Below are 19,944 nucleotides of genomic sequence, written 5' to 3'. Positions count from 1 at the left end.
CGGTTCTGGGCGACTGTAGCCTCGCGCATCGCTTGTGCAAGGGCCCCGACGATGAAGAGGCGCTGCTCGCGGAGGCCGGCTTCGGCCAGGCTCGACTGTTCTACGCGGGCCTGGCCTTCCGCGGCTGGGTGGCGCATGCCTGACAGGCCATGGGCGGCGGGCACGCGGCGCCGAGCCGGCCGCAGGGCAAAATCCCTGCTCGCCGCGCCGGTCGGCCTCCTTTCCCCATGCCGCCCACTTCGCCAGAACCGCCGATCACTCCGCGCCCGCGCATGCGCCGTCGCGCGCTGGCAAGCTGGGCCGCTGCCCTCGCGCTGGCCCTGCTGCTGATCGGCCTGGCCGCCCAGTGGGCCGGCATGCGCGAAGCCAACTTCCAGGCCGACTCGATCCGCCGCGCCATGGAGGTCCACGTGCTGGGCCTGCGCGACTCGGCCGGCAAGTACAACTACCTGCCGTTCACCACCGGCCTGCACCCCGAAGTGCTGGCCGCGCTGGCCCACCCACGCGACGCCGCCGTGCAGCAGCGCGCCAACCTCTACATCGAGGAAGTGAACCGCCAGGCGGGCTCCGACGCGCTGTACCTCAGCGACCTGAACGGCGTCACGCTGGCGGCGAGCAACTGGGCCACGCCGCAGAGCTTCGTGGGCGAGTCGTATGCCAACCGGCCCTACTTCATCGACGCGCGCGCGGGCCGCGGCGGCATGTTCTACGGCGTGGGGCAGACCACGGGCGAGCCGGGGCTGTTCATCTCGGCGCCGGTGCGCACGGGCGGCGGCGCAGACGGCGCAGTGCTCGGCGTGGTCACCGTCAAGGTCAGCCTGCGCCAGCTGCAGGAGGCCTGGACCTTCGTGCGCGACCCCATCCTGCTGACCGACGCGCGCGGCGTGGTGTTTTTGAGCTCGGTGCCCTCGTGGCTGTACCAGACCGCACGCGACATTGCGCCGGGCGAACTTGAGCGCATGCGGCGCGACCAGCAATACGGCGGGCGCACCAGCTTTCCGCCGCTGCCGTGGAAAGTGGAGCGCAGCGACGACCAGCCCGGCTACCTGGTGCGCACCGACATCGCCGGCAAGCCGCGCCGCTTCCTGGCCGTCGACGAGCCCCTGCCCGACCTGGGCTGGACGCTCACGGTGATGGCCGACCACGCCGAGGTCACCCGTGCCCGCGAGCGCGCCTGGATGCTCGGCCTGCTGTGCGCCGGCGTGCTGCTGCTGGGCGGCCTGTACTGGCAGTTGCGCGAGCGCCGTTTCGCCGAGCAGCGCGATGCGCGGCGCGACCTGGAGCTGCGCGTGCGCGAGCGCACCCACGCGCTGGACGAGGCGCACGCCTTCCGCAAGGCGATGGAAGACTCGCTGCTGGTCGGCATGCGCGCGCGCGACCGCGAAGGCCGCATCACCTACGTCAACCCGGCCTTCTGCGACATGACCGGCTACGGCGCCGACGAGCTGCTCGGCAAGCTGCCGCCCTACCCCTACTGGCACCCGAACGACGTCACGCAGCACTGGCAGCACTACGACGCCATGATGAGCGGCCAGCCCGCGCGCTCGGGCTTCGAGTCGCGCCTGCGGCACCGCGACGGGCACGAGGTGATCACCATGGTCTACACCGCACCGCTGATCGACGCCAACGGCGCGCACAGCGGCTGGATGAGCTCGGTGGTCGACATCACCGAGCAGAAGCGCGCCGAGCTGCGCCAGCGCCAGAACGACGAACAGCTGCAGCACGCGCAGCGCCTGGCCAGCCTGGGCGAGATGGCTTCCACCCTGGCCCACGAACTGAACCAGCCGCTGATGGCGCTGAGCAACTTCGCGAGCGCAGCCAAGGCCTTCGCGGAGCAGGGCAACCAGCAGCTGCTGGTGAGCAGCCTGGACGAGACCATGGCGCAGGCCCAGCGCAGCGCCGAGATCGTGCGGCGCATTCGCGGCTTCGTGCGCCAGCGCACGGTGGGCACCGAAGACTGCGCGGTGAGCGCGCTGGTGGCCAACGCGCTGGCGCTACTGCAGGGCGAAATGCGCCAGCGCCAGGCGCGCGCCGAGGTGCACATGCCCGCGAGCCTGCCCCCGGTGCGCGGCGACCGCGTGCTGCTGGAGCAGGTGCTGCTCAACCTGGTCTCCAACAGCCTGCAGGCCATGCAGGCCACGCCACCCGGGCAGCGTGTGGTGGAGATCGATGCCGAGCTGCTCGACGGCCGCGTGCACATCCGCGTGGCCGACCATGGCCCCGGCATCGACGCCGCGCTGGCCGAGCAGGTGTTCGCGCCCTTCTTCACCACCAAGGCCGGCGGGCTGGGACTGGGCCTGAACATCTGCCGCACCATCGTGGAGGCCCACCGGGGCCGGCTGTCCTTTGCCGACCGGCCCGGCGGCGGCACCGTATTCACCCTTGCGCTGGAGATCTCACCGCCATGACCGCAGCCCATGCCATCGCCCCCCTGGCCAACAACCTCTGCGTGGTGGACGACGACGAGGCCGTGCGCCGCTCGCTCGGCCTGCTGCTGCTGTCGCGCGGCTACGCGGTGCAGACCTTTGCGTCGGGCGAGGCCTTTCTGGCGGGCGCCGACCTGCAGCGCGCCGGCTGCGTCGTTCTCGACCTGCGCATGGAAGGCGTGAGCGGCCTGCAGGTGTTCGACGCGCTGCGCGCGCAGGACAGCCCGCTGGTCGTCATCTTTCTTTCGGGGCACGGCGACATCCCCATGGCCGTGGAGGCGGTGCAGAACGGCGCCTTCGGCTGGCTGGAGAAGCCCTGCAACGACGAGCGCCTGCTCGACAGCATTGCCCGTGCCCTGCAGCAGGCCGGAGACATTGCGGTGCGCCGCCAGGCCCGCCAGGCCGCCCAGGCCCTGTGGAACAAGCTCACCCCGCGCGAGATGCAGGTGGCGCGGCTGGTGGCCGAGGGCAAGCCGAACAAGCAGATCGCCCTGGAGCTCGCGCCGCTGGAGCAGCGCACGGTGGAAACCCATCGGGCGCATGTGTTCGGCAAACTGGGGCTGTCGAACAGCCATCAGCTGGACCGGTTCCTGCGGGAGCATGGCCTTTGAGCGCTCGACCCCTTCCATTCGCACACCTGAACCCATGCCCACGGAAAACACCCCAGCAACCCGCTTGCTCATTGGATCCGCGCTGACCTGTCTCGCAATGCTGTCGATGACCAGCGGGTGTGCCTCTGTCGAGGTGCGGGAGGGTCAAAGGCTCGATGCTGTCCTGGCGGCAGCGAAGGGAGAGCCGGCCGACAAGCTGGCCCGGACATTGGCTTCGCAGGGCTACACCTGCAGCCCCGCCCCAGGCGCCGCGTTGGGCGGGACCACGGCGCTGCAGTGCTCGAGTCAACGCGCCAATCTGTGGCCACCGTATTCCTGCATCTTCCGCGTCGACCTGCAACCCGAGCCGCAAGCAGGCGCTGCCGGCGCTTCTCCGGTCGTGAGCCATGTGTGTGCCGGCCTGTAGGCGGGGGCAGGCCCTGCGGGCCATCGCCGCATGGCTTTCAATCGACGAACGCCGCCAGCTCGTCGGGCGATCCGGTGGGAAAAGCCTCTTTCAGGAAGTCCAGGAACACTGAAACGCGGGTGCTCAGCAGCCTGCGGGACGGATACAGCGCCCACAGCGCAATCTCTGGTCCCTCGACATCGCCCCAATGCACCAAACGCCCTGCGGCCAGGTCGTGAGTGACCAGCGACAAGGGCAGGCGCGCCGCCCCGACGCCTGCCCTGACAGCGTCACGCACCATGAACAGTGAGGACAAGCGCAGCACGGTGTCCACCTCGATGCGCTTCGTGCCGGACGGACCGGTCATCTCCCATGTCGAGCGCTGTTCCCCTGCCCCGCTGCCGCCGCGCACCACGGCCGGGGCAGGCTCGGTGCCCGTCGGCCACCCGAGTTCGGGGCTCGCCACCACCACGAGCCGATCCCTCAGGAAGATCCGCCCGACCAGCCGCGCATCGGGGTCGGGGTTCACGCGGATCACCAGGTCATAACCCTCTTCCACCATGTCGACCGGCCGGTCTTCCGTGGTGACCTCGAGCCGGACGTCGCCGTACTGCAGCGCGAATCGGGCGGCGAGCTTGCCCATGGCAGCTTGCGAGAAGAGCAGCGGCGCACTCACCCTGAGGCTGCCGCGCGGGGCACCGCCGCCGGACGCGATCGCCGCTGCGGTCTCGTCGATTTCGGTCAGCAGCACCGAGGTTCTCTCGTAGAGGGCGCGCCCCTCCTCGGTGAGCTTCAGGGTGCGCGCGCCCCGCTCGAACAGGCGCAGGTTGAGCCCGCGTTCCAGGTCGGCCACCCGGCGCGACAGCGTCGCCTTCGGCCGCCCGGATTCCCGGGCAGCGCGCCCGAAGCCGCCGTGACGCGCCACGAGGTTGAAGTCGGTGAGGGCGAGGAAGTCCATGTGTTCCACCAGTGAGACGAGGTGTCCAAATATACGGTCTATCGGCCCGGCCCTGGAACTTAGAAGATCAAGGCTCCTTCAACGAACCGGAGCAAATTCCATGACCATCCTCATCACCGGCGCCAGCGGCAACATCGGCCGCCAGGTCGTCCAGCAACTCGTCGACCGCGGCGCCGCCGTGCGCGCACTGGTGCGCGATCCGTCCAAGGCCACCTTCCCCGAAAACGTCGAGGTCATGCAGGGCGACCTGCTCGACGTGGCGGCGTTGCGCCGCGCCATGGCCGGGGTCTCCACCCTGTTCCTGCTCAACGGCGTCGTGCCGGACGAGTTCACCCAGGCCCTGGTCACGCTCAACGTGGCGCGCGATGCGGGGGTCGAGCGCGTCGTCTACCTGTCGGTGATCCACAGCGACCGGTATGTGAACGTTCCCCACTTCGCGGGCAAGTTCGGGGTGGAGCGCATGCTCGAGCAGATGGGCTTCGGCGCCACCATCCTGCGGCCGGCCTACTTCATGCAGAACGACCTCACGATCAAGGATGTGGTGCTCGGCCACGGCGTCTATCCGATGCCGATCGGCGCCAAGGGGCTCGCGATGATCGACACGCGCGACCTCGCGGAAATCGCCGCCATCGAACTGCTGGCGCGCGACGCATCGCAGCCGCTGCCGCTCAAGCGCATCAACCTGGTCGGTCCCGACACGCTGACGGGCGCCGACGTTGCCGGCATCTGGTCGGCCGTGGCGGGTCGCCCGATTGCCTACGGCGGCGACGACACCGCCGGCTTCGAGAAGAACCTCCTGAACTTCATGCCGGGCTGGATGGCCTACGACATGCGCCTCATGAGCGAACGCTTCCTGTCGGACGGAATGACCCCGGAGGCCGGCGACGTGCAGCGCCTGGCGACGCTGCTGGGGCACCCGCTGCGCTCGTACCGCGACTTCGCCTCCGAGGCTGGCGCCTCGGCCTGAGCGCCGGTCCCGGCAACGTCAACGAAAAGGAGCCCCTCATGATCAACTCAAACCCCACCGCCACGTTCACCGTGCCGACCCGCAAGAAAGTCCTGGTTCTCGGCGCCACCGGCGGCACGGGCCGACTCATCGTCAAGCAGGCGCTTGCACGCGGGCACGACGTGCACGCACTGGTGCGCTCGCCCGAGAAGGCGACCGGCCTGGAGGGCGCGACGATCACCGTCGGCGACGCCAGTGACGAACGTGCGTTGCGCACCGCCCTCGGGGGCATGGACGCCGTGATCAGTGCGTTGGGCACGCCGGCCAGCCCTTTCCGGGAGGTGACCGCGCTGTCCACTGCAACGCGTGCACTCGTCGGTGCGATGCGGGCGGAAGGCGTGCAGCGGCTGGTTTGCATCACCGGCATGGGGGCTGGCGACAGCGCCGGGCACGGCGGGTTCTTTTTCGACCGGCTGATTTTTCCGGCCCTGCTGCGCAAGGTCTACGCCGACAAGAACCGGCAGGAAGCGATCGTCAGGAACAGCGGGCTGGACTGGGTGTTGGTGCGGCCTTCCGTGCTCAACGACAAGGCCTCGGGGCCCGCGGTTCGCGCCCTCACGGACCTATCCGGCTTCCACGGCGGGACCATCGCGAGGGCGGATGCGGCAAGCTTTGTTCTGGACCAAGTGAACGGCGATGCCTGGCTGCGCCGCTCACCGCTGATTTCCTGGTGAAGGGCGAGGGGCTGCTGATGGGCGACGTTACAGCCCGCCTTCCATCTTCTTCCAAAGCGTTGCATCGGGCGGCACTGCCGCATCTGCGTCGAGCGAGAACTTGTCGTGAAGCAACCGCCAGCAACCGAACGGCAGCTTGGCCCGCATGTAGTAACTGCCGAAGCCGCTGCCGCTCAGTTGCGGCGCCACGCCTGCGCACTCTTCCAGAACGATGGCTCGCCAGCGGCTCACGTCCAGCAGTTCACCCGTCTTGGCGTTCCAGCCCAGGTCGATGGGCGACGTCAGCACTTCGGGGCTGGCCGCCTGGCGACGGGCGAGCGTTGCGACGTGCAGCTCGGGGTCCTTGAATGCCGGAACACGCGTGACGGCCAGCAGCTCGAAGCCCGCCCCGACCAACACCGGCGCGACGTCGGCAACATTCAGGCCGAGCAGTGCCGCAAGTGCCCAGTAGTCCGCATCTCCCTTGTCGAGTCGCGCCACGCAGGCGGCGGCAAAAGCCGCTGTGTCGGCGCGCCAGACCTTGGCAAATGGTGCGAGGCTGTTCTTCAGCAGCCCGACTTCGTGCATTGCGCCGAGCACGTTGATGTGGTCATCGACCGTGTCGCTGGTCGAAGCGCGTGTGGCCGCGGCGGCCAGCGCCCAATGGCCTTTGTCGGCGGACTCTGCCGCGAGTTTCCTGAGTTTGTTTTGCATGCTGGTGTTGCGCGGGGTTGGCGTGAGGTGATGACGGCTCTGGGGCTCAAAGCAGATGCTTGCCGTTTCAGACAGGGGCCCGCAGCTTGCGGAGCCGCACCGGAATTTAGCCGCTGAATTTTCGTGCCCTCACGGAGCCACCCCGCCCTCTCATTGCAGCGCCGCCCTGCGCCAAGCGCACTCCCTGTAAGCCTTTCTAGGTATTTACCCTTGCGTACCGATACGTAGCCGCACGGCGGCCAGCTACGGACGACAGCGCGGCCTCTGCCCGACAGACTCGCCGGCACGGCTCCACGCGACCCCGGAAGGTCCGTGGCAGACCCCCGCCAGAGACGACAAGGACTCCTCCCATGACCACCATCGCCAACACCGGCGGCGCAAGCGCGGACACTTCCGACGCCAACGCGCCCTATACCTTCGAAGAAAAACGCAAGCGCATCTTCGCCATCTTTGCCGCATCGTCGGGCAACCTGGTCGAATGGTTCGACTTCTACGTCTACGCCTTCTGCGCCATCTACTTCGCGCCGGCGTTCTTCCCCAAGTCCGACCCGACGGTGCAGCTGCTGAACACGGCCGGCGTGTTCGCCGCCGGCTTCCTGATGCGCCCGGTGGGCGGCTGGCTGTTCGGCCGGCTGGCCGACCGCAAGGGCCGCAAGACCTCGATGGTGGTCTCGGTCACCATGATGTGCGTGGGCTCGCTGATCATTGCCTGCCTGCCCACCTACGCGCAGATCGGCGCCGCCGCGCCCGCGCTGCTGCTGGCCGCACGCTTGCTGCAGGGCCTGTCGGTCGGCGGCGAGTACGGCACCACCGCCACCTACATGAGCGAGGTGGCCATGCGCGGGCAGCGCGGCTTCTTCTCGTCGTTCCAGTACGTCACGCTCATCGGCGGCCAGTTGCTGGCCGTGGTGGTCGTGGTGGTGCTGCAGCAGGTGCTGGACGAGTCCGAACTCAAGCGCTGGGGCTGGCGCATTCCCTTCGTGCTGGGCGCCCTGGCGGCCGTGGTCGCGCTGATGCTGCGCCGCACGCTCACCGAGACCGCCAGCAACAAGACCCGCGCCGCCAAGGGCGCGGGCACCATGCGCGAACTGTTCACGCACCACAAGCGCGCCTTCCTGGTGGTGCTGGGCTACACCGCCGGCGGCTCGCTGATCTTCTACACCTTCACCACCTACATGCAGAAGTACCTGGTGAACTCGGCCGGCATGTCGATCAAGACGGCCAGCAACGTCATGACCGCGTGCCTGTTCATCTACATGTGCATGCAGCCGCTGTTCGGCGCGCTGTCCGACCGCATCGGACGCCGCACCAACATGCTGCTGTTCGGCGCACTGGGCGCGCTGATGACGGTGCCGGTGCTCAGCAACCTGCAGAACGTCGGCAGCCCGCTGATGGCGGGCGTGCTGATCACGGTGGCGCTGGCGGTGGTGAGCTTCTACACGTCGATCAGCGGCATCGTGAAGGCCGAGATGTTCCCGCCCGAAGTGCGCGCGCTGGGCGTGGGCCTGTCGTATGCGGTGGGCAACGCGATCTTCGGCGGCAGCGCGGAATACGTGGCGCTGGGGTTGAAGTCGATCGGCCACGAGTCGTACTTCTACTGGTACGTGACGGGCATGATGGCCGTGGCCTTCCTGGTGAGCCTGCTGCTGCCGAAGCAGGCAAGCTACCTGCACCACGACAAGTAGGTATTTCAGGGCGCGCCGGCGCGCCCTTTCGTGAGCCGGCCGGCGACCAGGCCGGCCAGCGCGCCACCCAGGACGGCGCCCGCGAAGGGAAGCCGGCCCAGCGCCCATCCCGCCAACGCGCCGGCACATGCGCCTGCGAACGCCCAGGCCCACACCGTACGCCGCCGCGCATACGAGCGCGAAGGCTTCTGGGCCCACATGCCGTTGGCCACCAGCCAACCGATGGCGATCACCCACAAGATCACTGTCGTGAACAAGCTGTACTCCCTGGTCCATGAAAGCCGGCATCGCGCCGGCGCTTTCACAGGGTAACCGGGCGCGCTTTCAAAACGGTTGCGAGCAGCCCGCACGGGCACGGAATGGGCGTGCCGCCTACGCGCGGCCGCGCCAATTACTACCGTGCGCGGGTGCTCCGGCGTGGAAACTCTGCAGGCTCTTTTCTGCAACCCACCCACGCCCTCCCCACATCCATGGCCGACACATCTCCCGTTCCGCAGCCCCTGACGGTGCTGGAAGGCACCTCCCACCCGCTCGGATCGACCTTCACGGGCGACGGCGTCAATTTCGCCGTGTTCTCGGCCCACGCCACGCGGGTCCAGGTCTGCATCTTCGACGAGGCCGGCACCACGCAGATCGGCTGCGTCACGCTGCCCGAATACACCGACGAGATATGGCACGGCTTCGTGCCCGGCCTGCAGCCTGGTGCGCGCTACGGCCTGCGCGTGCACGGCCCCTACGAGCCCGAGAAGGGCCACCGCTTCAACCACCACAAGCTGCTGCTCGACCCCTACGCCAAGGCGCACATGGGCGAGCTGAAGTGGGGCCCCGAGGTGTTCGGCTACACCGTGGGCCACGAAGACGGCGACCTGAGCTTCGACGAGCGTGACAGCGCGCCCTTCGTGCCCAAGTGCGTGGTGGTCGATTCGCGCTTCGAGTGGACGCAGACCGATGCGCTGCGCGTGCCATGGAAGGAAACCGTGTTCTACGAAACCCACGTGCGCGGCTTCACCATGAAGCACCCGAAGGTGCCCGAGCAGTTCCGCGGCACCTTCGCCGGCATGGCGCGCGACGAGGTGCTGGCGCCCATTCGTGCGCTGGGCGTGACCAGCGTGGAGCTGCTGCCGGTGCAGATGTTCCTCAACCAGTCGTCGCTGCTGGAGCAGGGCCTCACCAACTTCTGGGGCTACGACACCATCGGCTTCTTCGCGCTCGACCCGCGCTACATGGACGGGCCGCACATCGACGAGTTCAAGCACATGGTCGACCGTTTCCATGCGCACGGGCTGGAGGTGATCCTGGACGTGGTCTACAACCACACGCCCGAGGGCAACGAGCTCGGCCCGACGATCTCCTTCAAGGGCATCGACAACGCCAGCTACTACCGCCTGATGCCCGATGGCGACGGGCCGGGCCCGCGCTACTACATCAACGACACGGGCACCGGCAACACGGTGAACCTGAGCCATCCGCGCGTGCTGCAGATGGTGATGGACAGTCTGCGCTACTGGGTGACCGAAATGCGCGTGGACGGCTTCCGCTTCGACCTGGCGACCATCCTCGCGCGCGAGCCGCACGGCTTCGACGAAGGCGGCGGCTTCCTCAAGAGCTGCCGGCAGGACCCGGTGCTCTCCAGCGTGAAGCTGATCGCCGAGCCGTGGGACATCGGCCCCGGCGGCTACCAGGTCGGCGGCTTTCCGCCCGGCTGGGCCGAGTGGAACGACCAGTTCCGCGACACGGTGCGCGCCTACTGGAAGGGCGACGAAGGCATGGCCGGCAAGCTGGCGCAATGCCTGACCGCGAGCGGCGAGCGCTTCAACCAGCGCGGACGCCGCCCCTGGGCCAGCGTCAACTTCATCAGCGCGCACGACGGCTTCACGCTGGCGGACACGGTGAGCTACAACGAGAAGCACAACGAGGCCAACGGCGAGGACAACCGCGACGGCCACTCGGACAACCGCTCGTGGAACTGCGGCGTCGAAGGCCCGACCGACGACGAGGAAGTGCTCGCGCTGCGCGCGCGCCAGCAACGCAACCAGCTCGCCACGCTGATGCTGTCGCAGGGCACGCCGATGCTGCTGGCGGGCGACGAGTTCGGCCGCACGCAGCAGGGCAACAACAACGCCTACTGCCAGGACAGCGAGATCTCCTGGGTCGACTGGACCACGGCCGAGGGCGAGGCCGGGCGCGCGCTGGCCGAGTTCTCGGCGCGGCTGCTCGCCTTGCGCAAGGAGCTCCCGGTGCTGCGGCGCAACCGCTTCCTGGCCGGCGCCTTCTTCGAGGACATCGGCGTGAAGGACTCGACCTGGTTCACGCCGGCGGGCGAGGAAATGCAGGCGCCCCACTGGGAAGACCCGCAGACCCGCTCGTTCGCGCTGCTGCTGGACGGCCGCGCGCCCGCCTCGGCGATTCCGGTCGAGGCGCACGACGCCAGCGTGCTGCTGGTGTTCAACGGCTGGCAGGACGCCGTGCCCTTCGTGCTGCCCGCCCCGCCCGCGGGCGCGTGGACGCTGAAGATCGACACGGCCGACCCGGCACTGGGCGTGGACGATGCCACGACGAAGAACAAGTACCTTGCGACCGGACGCTCGGTGCTGGTATTCACCAGCCGGTAGGCTTTGGTCTTTACAAGAACCATCCTATCACCATCCATGCAGATGGTGATAGGATGGCCCATGCCAGCCAAGAAACATCCAGCCCCTGCAGCCGCACTCGCACCGCCCGCATCCGCGCCGGTGAAGACACCCGAGTCCGAGAAGATCACCATCAACATGGGCTTCGTCGACCTGGGCCACATCGACCTGATGGTGGCCGAGGGCTTCTATTCGAACCGCACCGACTTCATCCGCACGGCCATTCGCACCCACCTGGCGTCGCATGCCGACGTGCTGCGCCAGGCGGTGTCGCGCAAGACGCTGGTGCTGGGGCTGCAGAGCTTTTCCGCGGCAGACCTCGAGGCCGTGCGCGCTGCGGGCGAGACGCTGCAGGTGCGCGTGCTCGGCCTCGCAGTCATCGCGCCCGACGTGAGCCCGGCGCTCGCGAAAGCGACCATCGAGTCGCTCACCGTGCTGGGCGCACTTCACGCGTCGCCGGCCGTCAAGGCCGCGCTGGCCGGACGCATCCGTTAGTCAACCGGCAACCACCTGGGCCACTCAATGAATCCACTTTTCTCGGGCCTGATGAAAGAGGCGGCCGACCTCACGCGCCACGGCCGCCTGGCCGAAGCCACCGAAGCGATCCAGCGTGCCTTGCGCGGCGGCGGTGCCGACGCGCAGTCCGCAGCGCCGGGCGCACCGGCCACGGATGCCGACGTGATCGACGTCGAGGCGCGCGTGATCGAGAGCGAGCGCGCCGCGCCTTCACCCTCCCCCGCGCCGCGCGCGCCGCAAGGCGCCGACCAGTGGACCCACGGCAGCTTCGCGCACCAGGGCCGCACGCTCGACTACATGCTCTTCGTGCCTGCAGGCACCGCAGGACAACCCGCAACACCGCGCCCACTGGTGCTGATGCTGCACGGCTGCACGCAAAACGCCGAGGACTTCGCGGCGGGCACGCGCATGAACGAGCACGCACGCGAAAGCGGCGCGATCGTGCTCTACCCCGAACAACCGCTGCGCGAGCACGGCCAGAAATGCTGGAACTGGTTCAAGCCGCAGCATCAGCAGCGCGGCAAGGGCGAGCCCGCATTGCTGGCCGCACTCACCCTGCACATCGCAGAGCAACAACAGGCAGACCGCTCGCGAATCTATGTAGCGGGCCTGTCGGCAGGCGGCGCCATGGCGGATGTACTGGGCCACTGCTATCCGGACATCTACGCGGCCGTCGGCGTGCATTCGGGGCTGCCGCACGGCGCAGCGCACGACATGATGTCGGCGCTGAATGCGATGCGAAGCGGCGCCGCGCCGGTGCGCACCACCGCAGACACAACCACTCCGCCCACCATCGTGTTCCACGGCGATGCGGACACCACCGTCCATGCGAGCAACGGGTTGGCCATCGTGGCAGGCGCCACGCCAGGAAAGGTCGGCGAAGGCCAGTCCCCGTCGGGCCGGCGCTTCACGCGAACGCACTACCCGCCTCGCGCAGGCCATGCCGAGGCGGAGCACTGGCGCCTTCATGCGGCGGGCCATGCCTGGTCGGGCGGCAGCGCACAAGGCAGCTACACCCAGCCCGAGGGCGTCGATGCCAGCCGCGAGATGCTTCGCTTCTTTCTGGCGCATCGCCTGAACGGCACTGCGCAGAAATGAAAAAAAGGGCGCCAATGGCGCCCTTTTTTGAACGAAAGGAGCTTAGCCCTTCATTGCCTTGATGCTGGCCTTGGCCTTGTCGTGGTCGGCCTTGGCCTGGTTCACGCAAGCGCTCTTGGCGTCGCCCGACTGGTCGTCGCACTTTTCCTTGGCCACTTCGTAGTTCATGGTGGCGGTTTCTTCGGCAACCTTCTTGGCGTGGCCGGCGGTGGGCTTGTAGTCCTGCTCGAGCTGGGCCTTGGCGACGTTCTCGGTGCCCTTGGCTTCCTTCTCGCACACGTCCTTGGCATTGTCCTTCAGCGTGTCGCACTTGGCCTTGGCGACCTTGTAGTCGGCCGAGATCTTTTCCTTGGCGACGTTGTATTCGTCCTTGGTCATGGCGTTGGCGGCCGACATCGCGAAGCAGCTGGAAGCGATGGCCAGAACGAGAAGATGTTTTTTCATGGGAAGTCCCTCAGGAGTTGATTGATCTGTGAAGCCACCCTTTGCGGCTCCGGTGAATGCAATGTACGAAGGCCAGAATCTGCAGCGGGTAGGACGACACCGATCCCCCATCTAGGCTGCCACCACACGCATTCGCAGGCGGGTGGCGCAGCCCTTGCATGCCTGACAAACCAACCCCGGAGGAATCGCCATGAGGCTTCACGCCACCTGCAAGATGACCGTTACCGCCAGCGCCGACTGCCCCGTGGTCGCCATGCTTCGTCCGCGCAGCGGCGAGGCGCAATGGATGGTCAGCGAACGCTACGAGCTGCACCCCTGGGTGCCGACCACCGAGTACGTCGACAACTACGGCAACCTGTGCCAGCGCCTGAAGATCCCGCAGGGTGAGATGCGCATCGAGGTCGACATGATCATGGAAGCCGATGCCGACATCGCGGTGGCGCCCGACGCAGGGGCCGTGCCGGTGGAAGACCTGCCTTTCGACGCGCTGCAGTACCTGCTGCAAAGCCGCTACTGCCCGTCCGACAAGATGGGTGAGCGTGCGCAGCAGATCGCCGGAAACGTGGCGCCGGGCTATGCGCAGGTGGAAGCCATTCGAAGCTGGATCCACGCCAACCTCGAATACAGGTACGGCGTGAGCAACGGCTCCACCGATGCGCTGGACACCCTGAACGACGGCGCAGGCGTGTGTCGAGACTTCTCGCACGTCGCCATCGGCATGTGCCGTGCGCTGCGCATTCCGGCGCGGCTGGTGGTGGGTTACCTCTACCAGCTCGACCCCATGGACATGCATGCCTGGTTCGAGGCCTTCGTGGGCGGGCGCTGGTACACCTTCGACGCCACGCAAGACCGGCCGCGCGGCGGGCGCATCGTGGTGGCCTACGGCCGCGATGCGGCGGACGTGGCCTTTCTCTCCAACTACGGCCCGCTGGAAATGGGTGAAATGACCGTCAGGGTGGACGAGGTCCGCGCCGGCACCACCCGCGTTGCAATGCCGGACTAGGCGCGGGTCGCCCTTGCCGCGTTGCGCAGGTCACGGATCTGGTCGTGGTTGCGCTGTGCCGCCTGTGCCTGCGCTTGCACGACCTGCCGCACGCCCTGCGGCAGCTGTGCCTTCAAGGCCTTGCGGTAGCGCGCCACGGCGACGTCCTCGCCGCGCTCGCATTCCTCCAGGATCGACAGCTCGCTGTTCGCGCCCACGGCGCCCTTGACATGCACCCAGCCGCGGTGCAGGGCACCCGAAGCCGTGCCGCCTTCGGCGGGCTTGCCGCCGTAAGTGACGATCACCTGCGAGAGCTGCGCCGCCGCTTCACGGCACTGCGCGGCGCGCGTCGCAAACACTTCCTTCAGCCGCGCCGATTCGACTTCTTCCGCACAGGTGCGGAATCCGGCTTCGCCGTCGCGCGTGTTCTCCAGCACGTCGTTCAGCACGTCGACCACGTCGTCGTTGGAGAGCGGATCGCCTTCGGGGAAGGACATGTCTTCTTCACGCATGTAGAGCCTGTCGGCCCGCTCCCAGGCGGCATGCGAGGCCGGGCGTGCCTGCTCCCATGAGAGCGACGAGGCGCCGCGGCGCGCCTCCCACTCGCGGGCCAGCGAGGGCTCGACGGCGGCGAACTCGTCGTCCGCCGTGGCGCGGCGGCTCCAGCCGAGTTCATAGGCCGGCGCGTAATGCTCGTAGCTCAGGCCGGGTTCGTAGTAAGGCTCGCGGGTGAACGAACCTTCCCAATGGCTGTGTTCCGCGGTCGGGTTGATGCGCTCCGCCACGGCCTTGCCGCCCAGGCCGCCGACGACCGCGCCCACGAGCATGCCTGCCACCGCACCGGCCGGGCCGCCGATGGCGCCGACCGCCGCGCCGGCCACAGCACCGCCCGTGGCGCCCGCACCGGTGCCCACCGGGTGTGCGCCCGGCTCGCCGGTGATCGGGTCCAGGTGAAGGTCGTCGCGGTCGGCTTGGTTCTTGAGTTGGGTCATGGTGATTCCTTGCAAAAATGGATGAAGGTCCGCTCTGGTTTGTTCGGGTTGTTTGAACACCATGGTTCGTCGCTTGCAGCGCCCGCGAGGTCGGCGAGCGGCGCGGTGTGCTGTAGTCCATTCCGCGAGCACAGCGGTGCAGAATCCGGGCGAATGAATTCACTTCCGGTCGTCACCAGCGTTCACCTGAGCCCGGTGCACAAGTTCAGCAAGCCCGCGCAACTGGGCATCCGGCTGCTGCAGGGGCTGGGCGTGGAGGGCGACGCGCATTGCGGTGCCACCGTGCAGCACCGTTACGACAAGAGCCGCCGCCCCGCGAGCCCCAACCTGCGCCAGGTTCACCTGATCCAGGCCGAACTGCTCGACACGCTCGAAACCGAAGGCTTCCGTGTGCACCCCGGCGAGCTGGGCGAGAACCTGTCGACGCGCGGCATCGACCTGACGGTGCTGCCCACCGGCACCCGGTTGCTGCTGGGGGACGAAGCCGTCGTCGAGCTCACCGGCCTGCGCAACCCCTGTGTCTACATCGAACGGTTCAAGGCCGGCCTGCTGGCGCAGATGCGCATCAGGCGCCCGGGTGCGTCCGTGAGCGTGCGGGCCGGCGTGATGGGCGTCGTGGTGCGTGGTGGCCACGTCGCCGCGGGAGATGCCATCGTGGTCGAGCGTCCGGGCCAACCGTGGCGGGCGCTGAAGCCGGTCTGACCCGCGCCGCCGCCGAGGCACACGCCGATACCATCGCCCGCATGCCCGACCTGCAAATTCCGATCCAGCGCGGCGCGCGCGAGCCGATTGCCGTGCAGATCAGCACGGGCCTGCGCACCGCCATGCGCGACGGGCGCCTGGCACCGGGCGCGCGCCTGCCGTCGTGGCGCGACTTCGCGGCGCAGCTCGGCGTGGCGCGCGGCACGGTGCGCCTGGCCTACGAACGGCTGATCGACGAAGGGCTGGTCGTCGCCCTGGGCGCGGCCGGCACGCGCGTCGTGCAACGGCCGCCGCCGGCGCAGGTGCCGTCCACGCCGGGGGAAGGGTCCATCGCAGATGACTTCGCCACCTTCCCCTCGGCCGCCTCGGTGTTCCAGATGGGCGTGCCCGCGCACGACGCCTTTCCCGCGCAGGTGTGGTCGCGCACGGTGGCACGCGCGGTGCGCGCCGCGGCCGGCGCGCCGCAGGTGTACCCCGACCCGCGCGGGCTGCCCGCGTTGCGTGCGGAGATCGCGGCGCACCTGGCCATTGCACGCGGCCTCTCGTGCCAGCCGTCACAGGTGTTCGTGACCACGGGCTACGCCGGGGCGCTGTCGCTGGCCGTGCACGCGCTCGGCCTGGCGGGCGGCGCGGCGTGGGTGGAAGACCCGGGCTATCCGCTGGCGCGCCGCGCGCTGGGCCTGCTGGGCATCGAGGCGGTGCCGGTGCCGGTCGACACCGAAGGGCTCGACGTGGCCTGCGGCATCGCCCGCGCGCCGCAGGCCGCGCTCGCGCTGGTCACGCCGGGACAGCAGGCGCCGCTGGGCGTGGCGCTGTCGCCGCGGCGGCGCCTGGCGCTGCTCGGCTGGGCCGCGCGCTCGAAGGGCTGGATCGTCGAGGACGACTACCTCAGCGAGCTGCAGCTGCAGGGCCGCGCCGTGCCCGCGCTGGGCGCACGCGACCCGGCCGCGCGCGTGCTGCACATCGGCACCTTCAGCAAGACGCTCAGCCCGACGCTGCGGCTGGGCTTCTTGGTGGTGCCGCCGGGCGAGGTGCAGCGCTTCACGCGCGCCGCCGCGGTGCTGTCGCCCGCGGCTTCACCGCTCACGCAACGCGCGCTGGCCGAGTTCATGCGCGAGGGCCACTACCTGCGGCACCTGCGGCGCATGAAGCGCCTGTACCTGTCGCGCCGCGACGCGCTGACCGCCGCGCTCGATGCGATGTCAGCCACCTACATCCGGGCGGGCCTCGCGGTGCTGCTGCGGCTGCCGCCAGGCCTGCACGACGACGTGGCGCTGGTGAAGGCGGCGCGGGCGCACGACCTGTCGCCCACGCCGCTCTCGCCGTGGTACGCCGTGCCCGGCCCCGAACGCGCGGGCCTGCTGCTGGGCGTGACCAACCTGCACGAGGACCGCGCCCGCGCGACCTGCGAACGCCTGATGCGGCTGATCGAGCGGCACGTCTGACGCCGCCCTTGCGCTGCGCAAACCCGCGCATGGTCCACTGCGCGTTGCAATTCTTGGGTCTACCGTGCGCGCGCCGCGGTCCGCAGAATTCCTTCATGCACCCCACTCTGATGAAGGACACGGAATGAACCCGACCCGCGCGATGCCCCCGGGCTTCGCCATCCGGCACGCCGACAGCGAGGCCGAGCTGCACGCCTGCTGGCCCGCCATGCACGAACTGCGGCCGCATCTGCGCGATGCGCGCGACCTGGCCGAACGCGTGCACCGCATGCGCGAAGACGGCTACCGCCTGCTCGCCGCGTGGCGCGGCGACGAAGCCATCGCGCTCGCGGGCTACCGGCTGCAGGAGAACCTGGTCTACGGGCGTTTCCTGTACCTCGACGACCTTGTCACGCTCGAACGCGAACGCGGCGGCCAATGGGGCGCGCGCCTGATCGAAGCGACCACGCGCATCGCCGAGGAAGCCGGCTGCGCGAAGCTGGTGCTCGACACCGGCCTGGCGAACTCGCTGGCGCAGCGCTTCTACTTCCGCCAGGGGCTGCTGACCGGCGCGATGCGCTTCAGCAAGGTGCTGGGAGGTGCGGCGCGATGAGGAACATCCTGCACATCACGGCCAGCCCGCGCGGCAACGCGTCGTTCAGCGTCAACTTCTCGCAGCGCATCGTGGAGCGCCTGCTGGCGCGCGAACCCGACGCGGTGGTCGTGCGGCGCGACTTCGGCACCCTCGGCCTCGCGCACATCGACGAGACCTACGGCCACACGCTCGCGGGCTCCTGGCCGATGCAGCCCGACGCGTACGAGCGGCCCGGCTCGCTGGCGCAGTCGGAGCGGCTGATCCGCGAACTCGAGGAGGCCGGTGCGGTCGTCATCGGCACACCGATGCACAACTACACGGTGCCCTCGGTGCTGAAGGCCTGGATCGACCATGTGCTGCGCGCGCACCGCAGCTTCGGGTTCTCGGCCGAAGGCAAGGTGGGCCTGCTCGCGGACCGGCCGGTGTACATCGCCGTGGCGTCGGGCGGGGGCTACACGGGCGAAGGGGCGCGGCAACCCGACTTCCTGACGCCGTACCTCGAGGCCGTGTTCAAGACCATCGGCATCCGCGACCTGCATTTCTTTGCGCTGCAGCACACGGTGATGGGCGAGGCGGCCGTGGACAGCGCACTGCGCGGCGTGCAGACGCTGCTCGACCGGAGGCTGCCGATGCCGCTCGCGGCGGTGGAACGGCGGCATAGAGGCGGTGTAGCGGCGGTGTGAGGCCGGGGTTGCCGGCGACCGGATGCGGTGCCTCGCTAGCTCCTGAGGCTCACACCGATCTGGCGGCGCATTTCGTCCGCCAGCGGATGCAGCACTTCGGCCTTGCGCGCGCCGACCACGCCGTAGCCCAGCCCCTTGTCGGCCCAGGCATAGCCGGCGACCGGCCCTTGCCCTTCGATCGGCCGCATCACCGGCGTGTCCTTGTCGACATCCATCGGCCTGACCGTCAGCGCGAGCCGCGAGCCGCCGGCATCGTCGTACATGAAGAGCCCGGCCGGGCCGTGCGCCGTCATGACCAGGCGCCCGCCGATGAAGTTGTAGCCCGAGGCCGACAGATCGGGAATCGCGACCTTGCGCCCGAGCCGGGAAGACACCCAGTCGACCAGCTCCGTGCGCTGCGACGGGCCCATCTCCACGGGCCGCTCGGTGTCCGACGCATAGACGACGTAGCTGCGCGTGGCCTCGCGCGCCAGGGCGGCGATGCCGGCATCGCCGCCGGTGGGCACGCCGCCGCGCAATGACCATCCGGCGCCGGTGCCCAGCCCGAGTGCCAGCACGACGGCCGCGACCATGCCCCAGGGCCAGCGGCGGTGCGGCGCGTGCCGGTCGCCTCGTTCGCGCTGCGCGTGCGCTTCCACCAGCCGCGCCAGGTTCAGCGAAGGCGGCAGCGGCTCCTCTGCGATGGGTGCGAGGGCCGCCCGCAGGTCCTGCCGGTGCGTGGCGTAGGCCTCGACCTGGCGCGCCGCCTCGGGATGGTGGGCCAGGTACTCGCGCACCTCGCGGCGGCGCGGCGCATCGAGCGCGTCGTCGACGTAGGCGTGCAAGTCTTCTTCGAGGATGGGGCGTGCGTCCATGAGGTCGCCGTTCATTGGAGTACGCGCAGTTTGGGGCGCGCCGGGGCTTGCGCGTCGGAAGGCGCAGCCGAAGGCATCGGGTCGACGCCGTCGAGCATGCGGTGCACGCGCTGGCGTGCGCGCGCCAGCCGCGACATGACGGTGCCGATGGGAATGTCGAGCGTCGCGGCGGCCTGCGCGTAGCTCATGTCCTCGACCGCCACCAGCAGCAGCACCGCGCGCTGGTCCTCGTGCAGCAGGTCGAGCGCGCGCATCAGCTCGTGATGCGTCACGCGGTGCTCCTGCTGCGCGGGGGTGCTCAGTTCGGCCTCGTCGATGTCTTCCACGGCCACGTGCAGGCCGCGGCGCGTTTGCTGCCGAATTCGGTTCATCGCCAGGTTGTGCAGGATGGCAAAGACCCACTGGCGCGTGTCGTCGGCCTCGCGCCGCTGGCCCCAGCGGCTGATGACCCGCTCCAGGCAGTCCTGCACCAGCTCGTCGGCCGATTCGCGATCGCGCAGCAAGGCGCGCGCGTAGCGCCGCAGTGCGGGGATCATCGGCTCGACGAGAAGGAGCAGGTCGTTCATGTTCCGGACATCGCAGCGTG

Annotated in this window: 20 protein-coding genes; 13 read left to right on the top strand and 7 right to left on the bottom strand. The window is 69.1% G+C overall.

The window, feature by feature from the left end:
- Positions 1 to 272 precede the first annotated feature (272 nt).
- Together ACSFBM_RS20765 and ACSFBM_RS20760 are read left to right on the top strand one after the other, a co-directional pair.
- Complete coding sequence (locus tag ACSFBM_RS20765) at positions 273 to 2,408, top strand: sensor histidine kinase (RefSeq protein WP_435486064.1); 2,136 nt, start codon at positions 273 to 275, stop codon at positions 2,406 to 2,408.
- 14 nt (positions 2,409 to 2,422) lie between these two features.
- Positions 2,423 to 3,037, top strand: a complete 615-nt coding sequence (locus tag ACSFBM_RS20760) for a response regulator transcription factor (protein WP_435486153.1) — start codon at positions 2,423 to 2,425, stop codon at positions 3,035 to 3,037.
- Positions 3,038 to 3,480: 443 nt separating this feature from the next.
- Here ACSFBM_RS20760 and ACSFBM_RS20755 read toward each other — a convergent pair whose 3' ends face one another.
- Complete coding sequence (locus ACSFBM_RS20755) at positions 3,481 to 4,380, bottom strand: LysR family transcriptional regulator (RefSeq protein WP_435486063.1); 900 nt, start codon at positions 4,378 to 4,380, stop codon at positions 3,481 to 3,483.
- A gap of 100 nt (positions 4,381 to 4,480) precedes the next feature.
- Here ACSFBM_RS20755 and ACSFBM_RS20750 point away from each other — a divergent pair, with 100 nt between their 5' ends.
- Together ACSFBM_RS20750 and ACSFBM_RS20745 are read left to right on the top strand one after the other, a co-directional pair.
- Positions 4,481 to 5,347: an SDR family oxidoreductase gene (locus tag ACSFBM_RS20750; protein ID WP_435486062.1), complete on the top strand. Its 867-nt coding sequence runs from the start codon at positions 4,481 to 4,483 to the stop codon at positions 5,345 to 5,347.
- Between the two features lie 38 nt (positions 5,348 to 5,385).
- Positions 5,386 to 6,060: an NAD(P)-dependent oxidoreductase gene (locus tag ACSFBM_RS20745; protein WP_435486061.1), complete on the top strand. Its 675-nt coding sequence runs from the start codon at positions 5,386 to 5,388 to the stop codon at positions 6,058 to 6,060.
- A gap of 27 nt (positions 6,061 to 6,087) precedes the next feature.
- Here ACSFBM_RS20745 and ACSFBM_RS20740 read toward each other — a convergent pair whose 3' ends face one another.
- Positions 6,088 to 6,753: a hypothetical protein gene (locus ACSFBM_RS20740; RefSeq protein ID WP_435486060.1), complete on the bottom strand. Its 666-nt coding sequence runs from the start codon at positions 6,751 to 6,753 to the stop codon at positions 6,088 to 6,090.
- A 350-nt stretch (positions 6,754 to 7,103) separates the two neighbouring features.
- On the opposite strand from ACSFBM_RS20740, the gene ACSFBM_RS20735 reads away from it, so the two are divergent.
- Positions 7,104 to 8,438 (top strand): MFS family transporter, encoded by a 1,335-nt coding sequence (locus ACSFBM_RS20735; protein WP_435486059.1) that lies wholly within the window; start codon positions 7,104 to 7,106, stop codon positions 8,436 to 8,438.
- 5 nt (positions 8,439 to 8,443) lie between these two features.
- Here ACSFBM_RS20735 and ACSFBM_RS20730 read toward each other — a convergent pair whose 3' ends face one another.
- Positions 8,444 to 8,695 (bottom strand): hypothetical protein, encoded by a 252-nt coding sequence (locus ACSFBM_RS20730; RefSeq protein ID WP_435486058.1) that lies wholly within the window; start codon positions 8,693 to 8,695, stop codon positions 8,444 to 8,446.
- 213 nt (positions 8,696 to 8,908) lie between these two features.
- On the opposite strand from ACSFBM_RS20730, the gene glgX reads away from it, so the two are divergent.
- The 3 genes from glgX to ACSFBM_RS20715 are packed head-to-tail and all read left to right on the top strand — an operon-like array spanning position 8,909 to position 12,682.
- Positions 8,909 to 11,050, top strand: a complete 2,142-nt coding sequence (glgX, locus tag ACSFBM_RS20725; RefSeq protein WP_435486057.1) for a glycogen debranching protein GlgX — start codon at positions 8,909 to 8,911, stop codon at positions 11,048 to 11,050.
- 60 nt (positions 11,051 to 11,110) lie between these two features.
- Positions 11,111 to 11,563: a CopG family transcriptional regulator gene (locus tag ACSFBM_RS20720; protein ID WP_435486056.1), complete on the top strand. Its 453-nt coding sequence runs from the start codon at positions 11,111 to 11,113 to the stop codon at positions 11,561 to 11,563.
- Between the two features lie 27 nt (positions 11,564 to 11,590).
- Entirely contained in the window at positions 11,591 to 12,682 is a 1,092-nt protein-coding gene (locus ACSFBM_RS20715; RefSeq protein WP_435486055.1) for an extracellular catalytic domain type 1 short-chain-length polyhydroxyalkanoate depolymerase, read from the top strand.
- 42 nt (positions 12,683 to 12,724) lie between these two features.
- On the opposite strand, the gene ACSFBM_RS20710 is transcribed toward ACSFBM_RS20715, so the two are convergent.
- Entirely contained in the window at positions 12,725 to 13,126 is a 402-nt protein-coding gene (locus tag ACSFBM_RS20710) for a hypothetical protein (RefSeq protein WP_435440682.1), read from the bottom strand.
- Between the two features lie 190 nt (positions 13,127 to 13,316).
- Between ACSFBM_RS20710 and ACSFBM_RS20705 the strand changes: the two genes are divergently transcribed.
- Positions 13,317 to 14,129 carry a transglutaminase-like domain-containing protein gene (locus ACSFBM_RS20705; RefSeq protein WP_435486054.1) on the top strand — a complete coding sequence of 271 codons (813 nt, stop codon included), beginning with the start codon at positions 13,317 to 13,319 and terminating at the stop codon, positions 14,127 to 14,129.
- On the opposite strand, the gene ACSFBM_RS20700 is transcribed toward ACSFBM_RS20705, so the two are convergent.
- Positions 14,126 to 15,100, bottom strand: a complete 975-nt coding sequence (locus tag ACSFBM_RS20700; protein WP_435486053.1) for a ferritin-like domain-containing protein — start codon at positions 15,098 to 15,100, stop codon at positions 14,126 to 14,128. The two genes, ACSFBM_RS20705 and ACSFBM_RS20700, sit on opposite strands and share 4 nt — an antisense overlap.
- Before the next feature lie 153 nt (positions 15,101 to 15,253).
- On the opposite strand from ACSFBM_RS20700, the gene ACSFBM_RS20695 reads away from it, so the two are divergent.
- From ACSFBM_RS20695 to ACSFBM_RS20680, 4 genes are all read left to right on the top strand, one after another.
- A complete protein-coding gene (locus tag ACSFBM_RS20695; RefSeq protein WP_435486052.1) occupies positions 15,254 to 15,802 on the top strand; it encodes an MOSC domain-containing protein in 549 nt (182 codons plus the stop codon).
- Positions 15,803 to 15,843: 41 nt separating this feature from the next.
- Positions 15,844 to 17,247 carry a MocR-like pyridoxine biosynthesis transcription factor PdxR gene (pdxR, locus tag ACSFBM_RS20690; RefSeq protein ID WP_435486051.1) on the top strand — a complete coding sequence of 468 codons (1,404 nt, stop codon included), beginning with the start codon at positions 15,844 to 15,846 and terminating at the stop codon, positions 17,245 to 17,247.
- 124 nt (positions 17,248 to 17,371) lie between these two features.
- Positions 17,372 to 17,839 (top strand): GNAT family N-acetyltransferase, encoded by a 468-nt coding sequence (locus tag ACSFBM_RS20685; RefSeq protein ID WP_435486050.1) that lies wholly within the window; start codon positions 17,372 to 17,374, stop codon positions 17,837 to 17,839.
- On the top strand, positions 17,836 to 18,504 hold the full coding sequence (locus ACSFBM_RS20680; RefSeq protein ID WP_435486049.1) for an FMN-dependent NADH-azoreductase: 669 nt from the start codon (positions 17,836 to 17,838) through the stop codon (positions 18,502 to 18,504). The genes ACSFBM_RS20685 and ACSFBM_RS20680 overlap by 4 nt, the downstream gene beginning before the upstream one ends.
- A gap of 35 nt (positions 18,505 to 18,539) precedes the next feature.
- Here ACSFBM_RS20680 and ACSFBM_RS20675 read toward each other — a convergent pair whose 3' ends face one another.
- Both ACSFBM_RS20675 and ACSFBM_RS20670 read right to left on the bottom strand, forming a co-directional pair.
- Complete coding sequence (locus tag ACSFBM_RS20675; RefSeq protein WP_435486048.1) at positions 18,540 to 19,373, bottom strand: anti-sigma factor family protein; 834 nt, start codon at positions 19,371 to 19,373, stop codon at positions 18,540 to 18,542.
- Positions 19,370 to 19,924: a sigma-70 family RNA polymerase sigma factor gene (locus ACSFBM_RS20670; RefSeq protein ID WP_435440674.1), complete on the bottom strand. Its 555-nt coding sequence runs from the start codon at positions 19,922 to 19,924 to the stop codon at positions 19,370 to 19,372. The genes ACSFBM_RS20675 and ACSFBM_RS20670 overlap by 4 nt, the downstream gene beginning before the upstream one ends.
- Positions 19,925 to 19,944 lie beyond the last annotated feature (20 nt).

The organism is Variovorax pasteuri (assembly GCF_051216435.1).
Classification (GTDB): domain Bacteria; phylum Pseudomonadota; class Gammaproteobacteria; order Burkholderiales; family Burkholderiaceae_C; genus Variovorax.
Note: the sequence above shows the minus strand (reverse complement) of the source record. Positions and strands in the feature narration are given on the sequence as shown.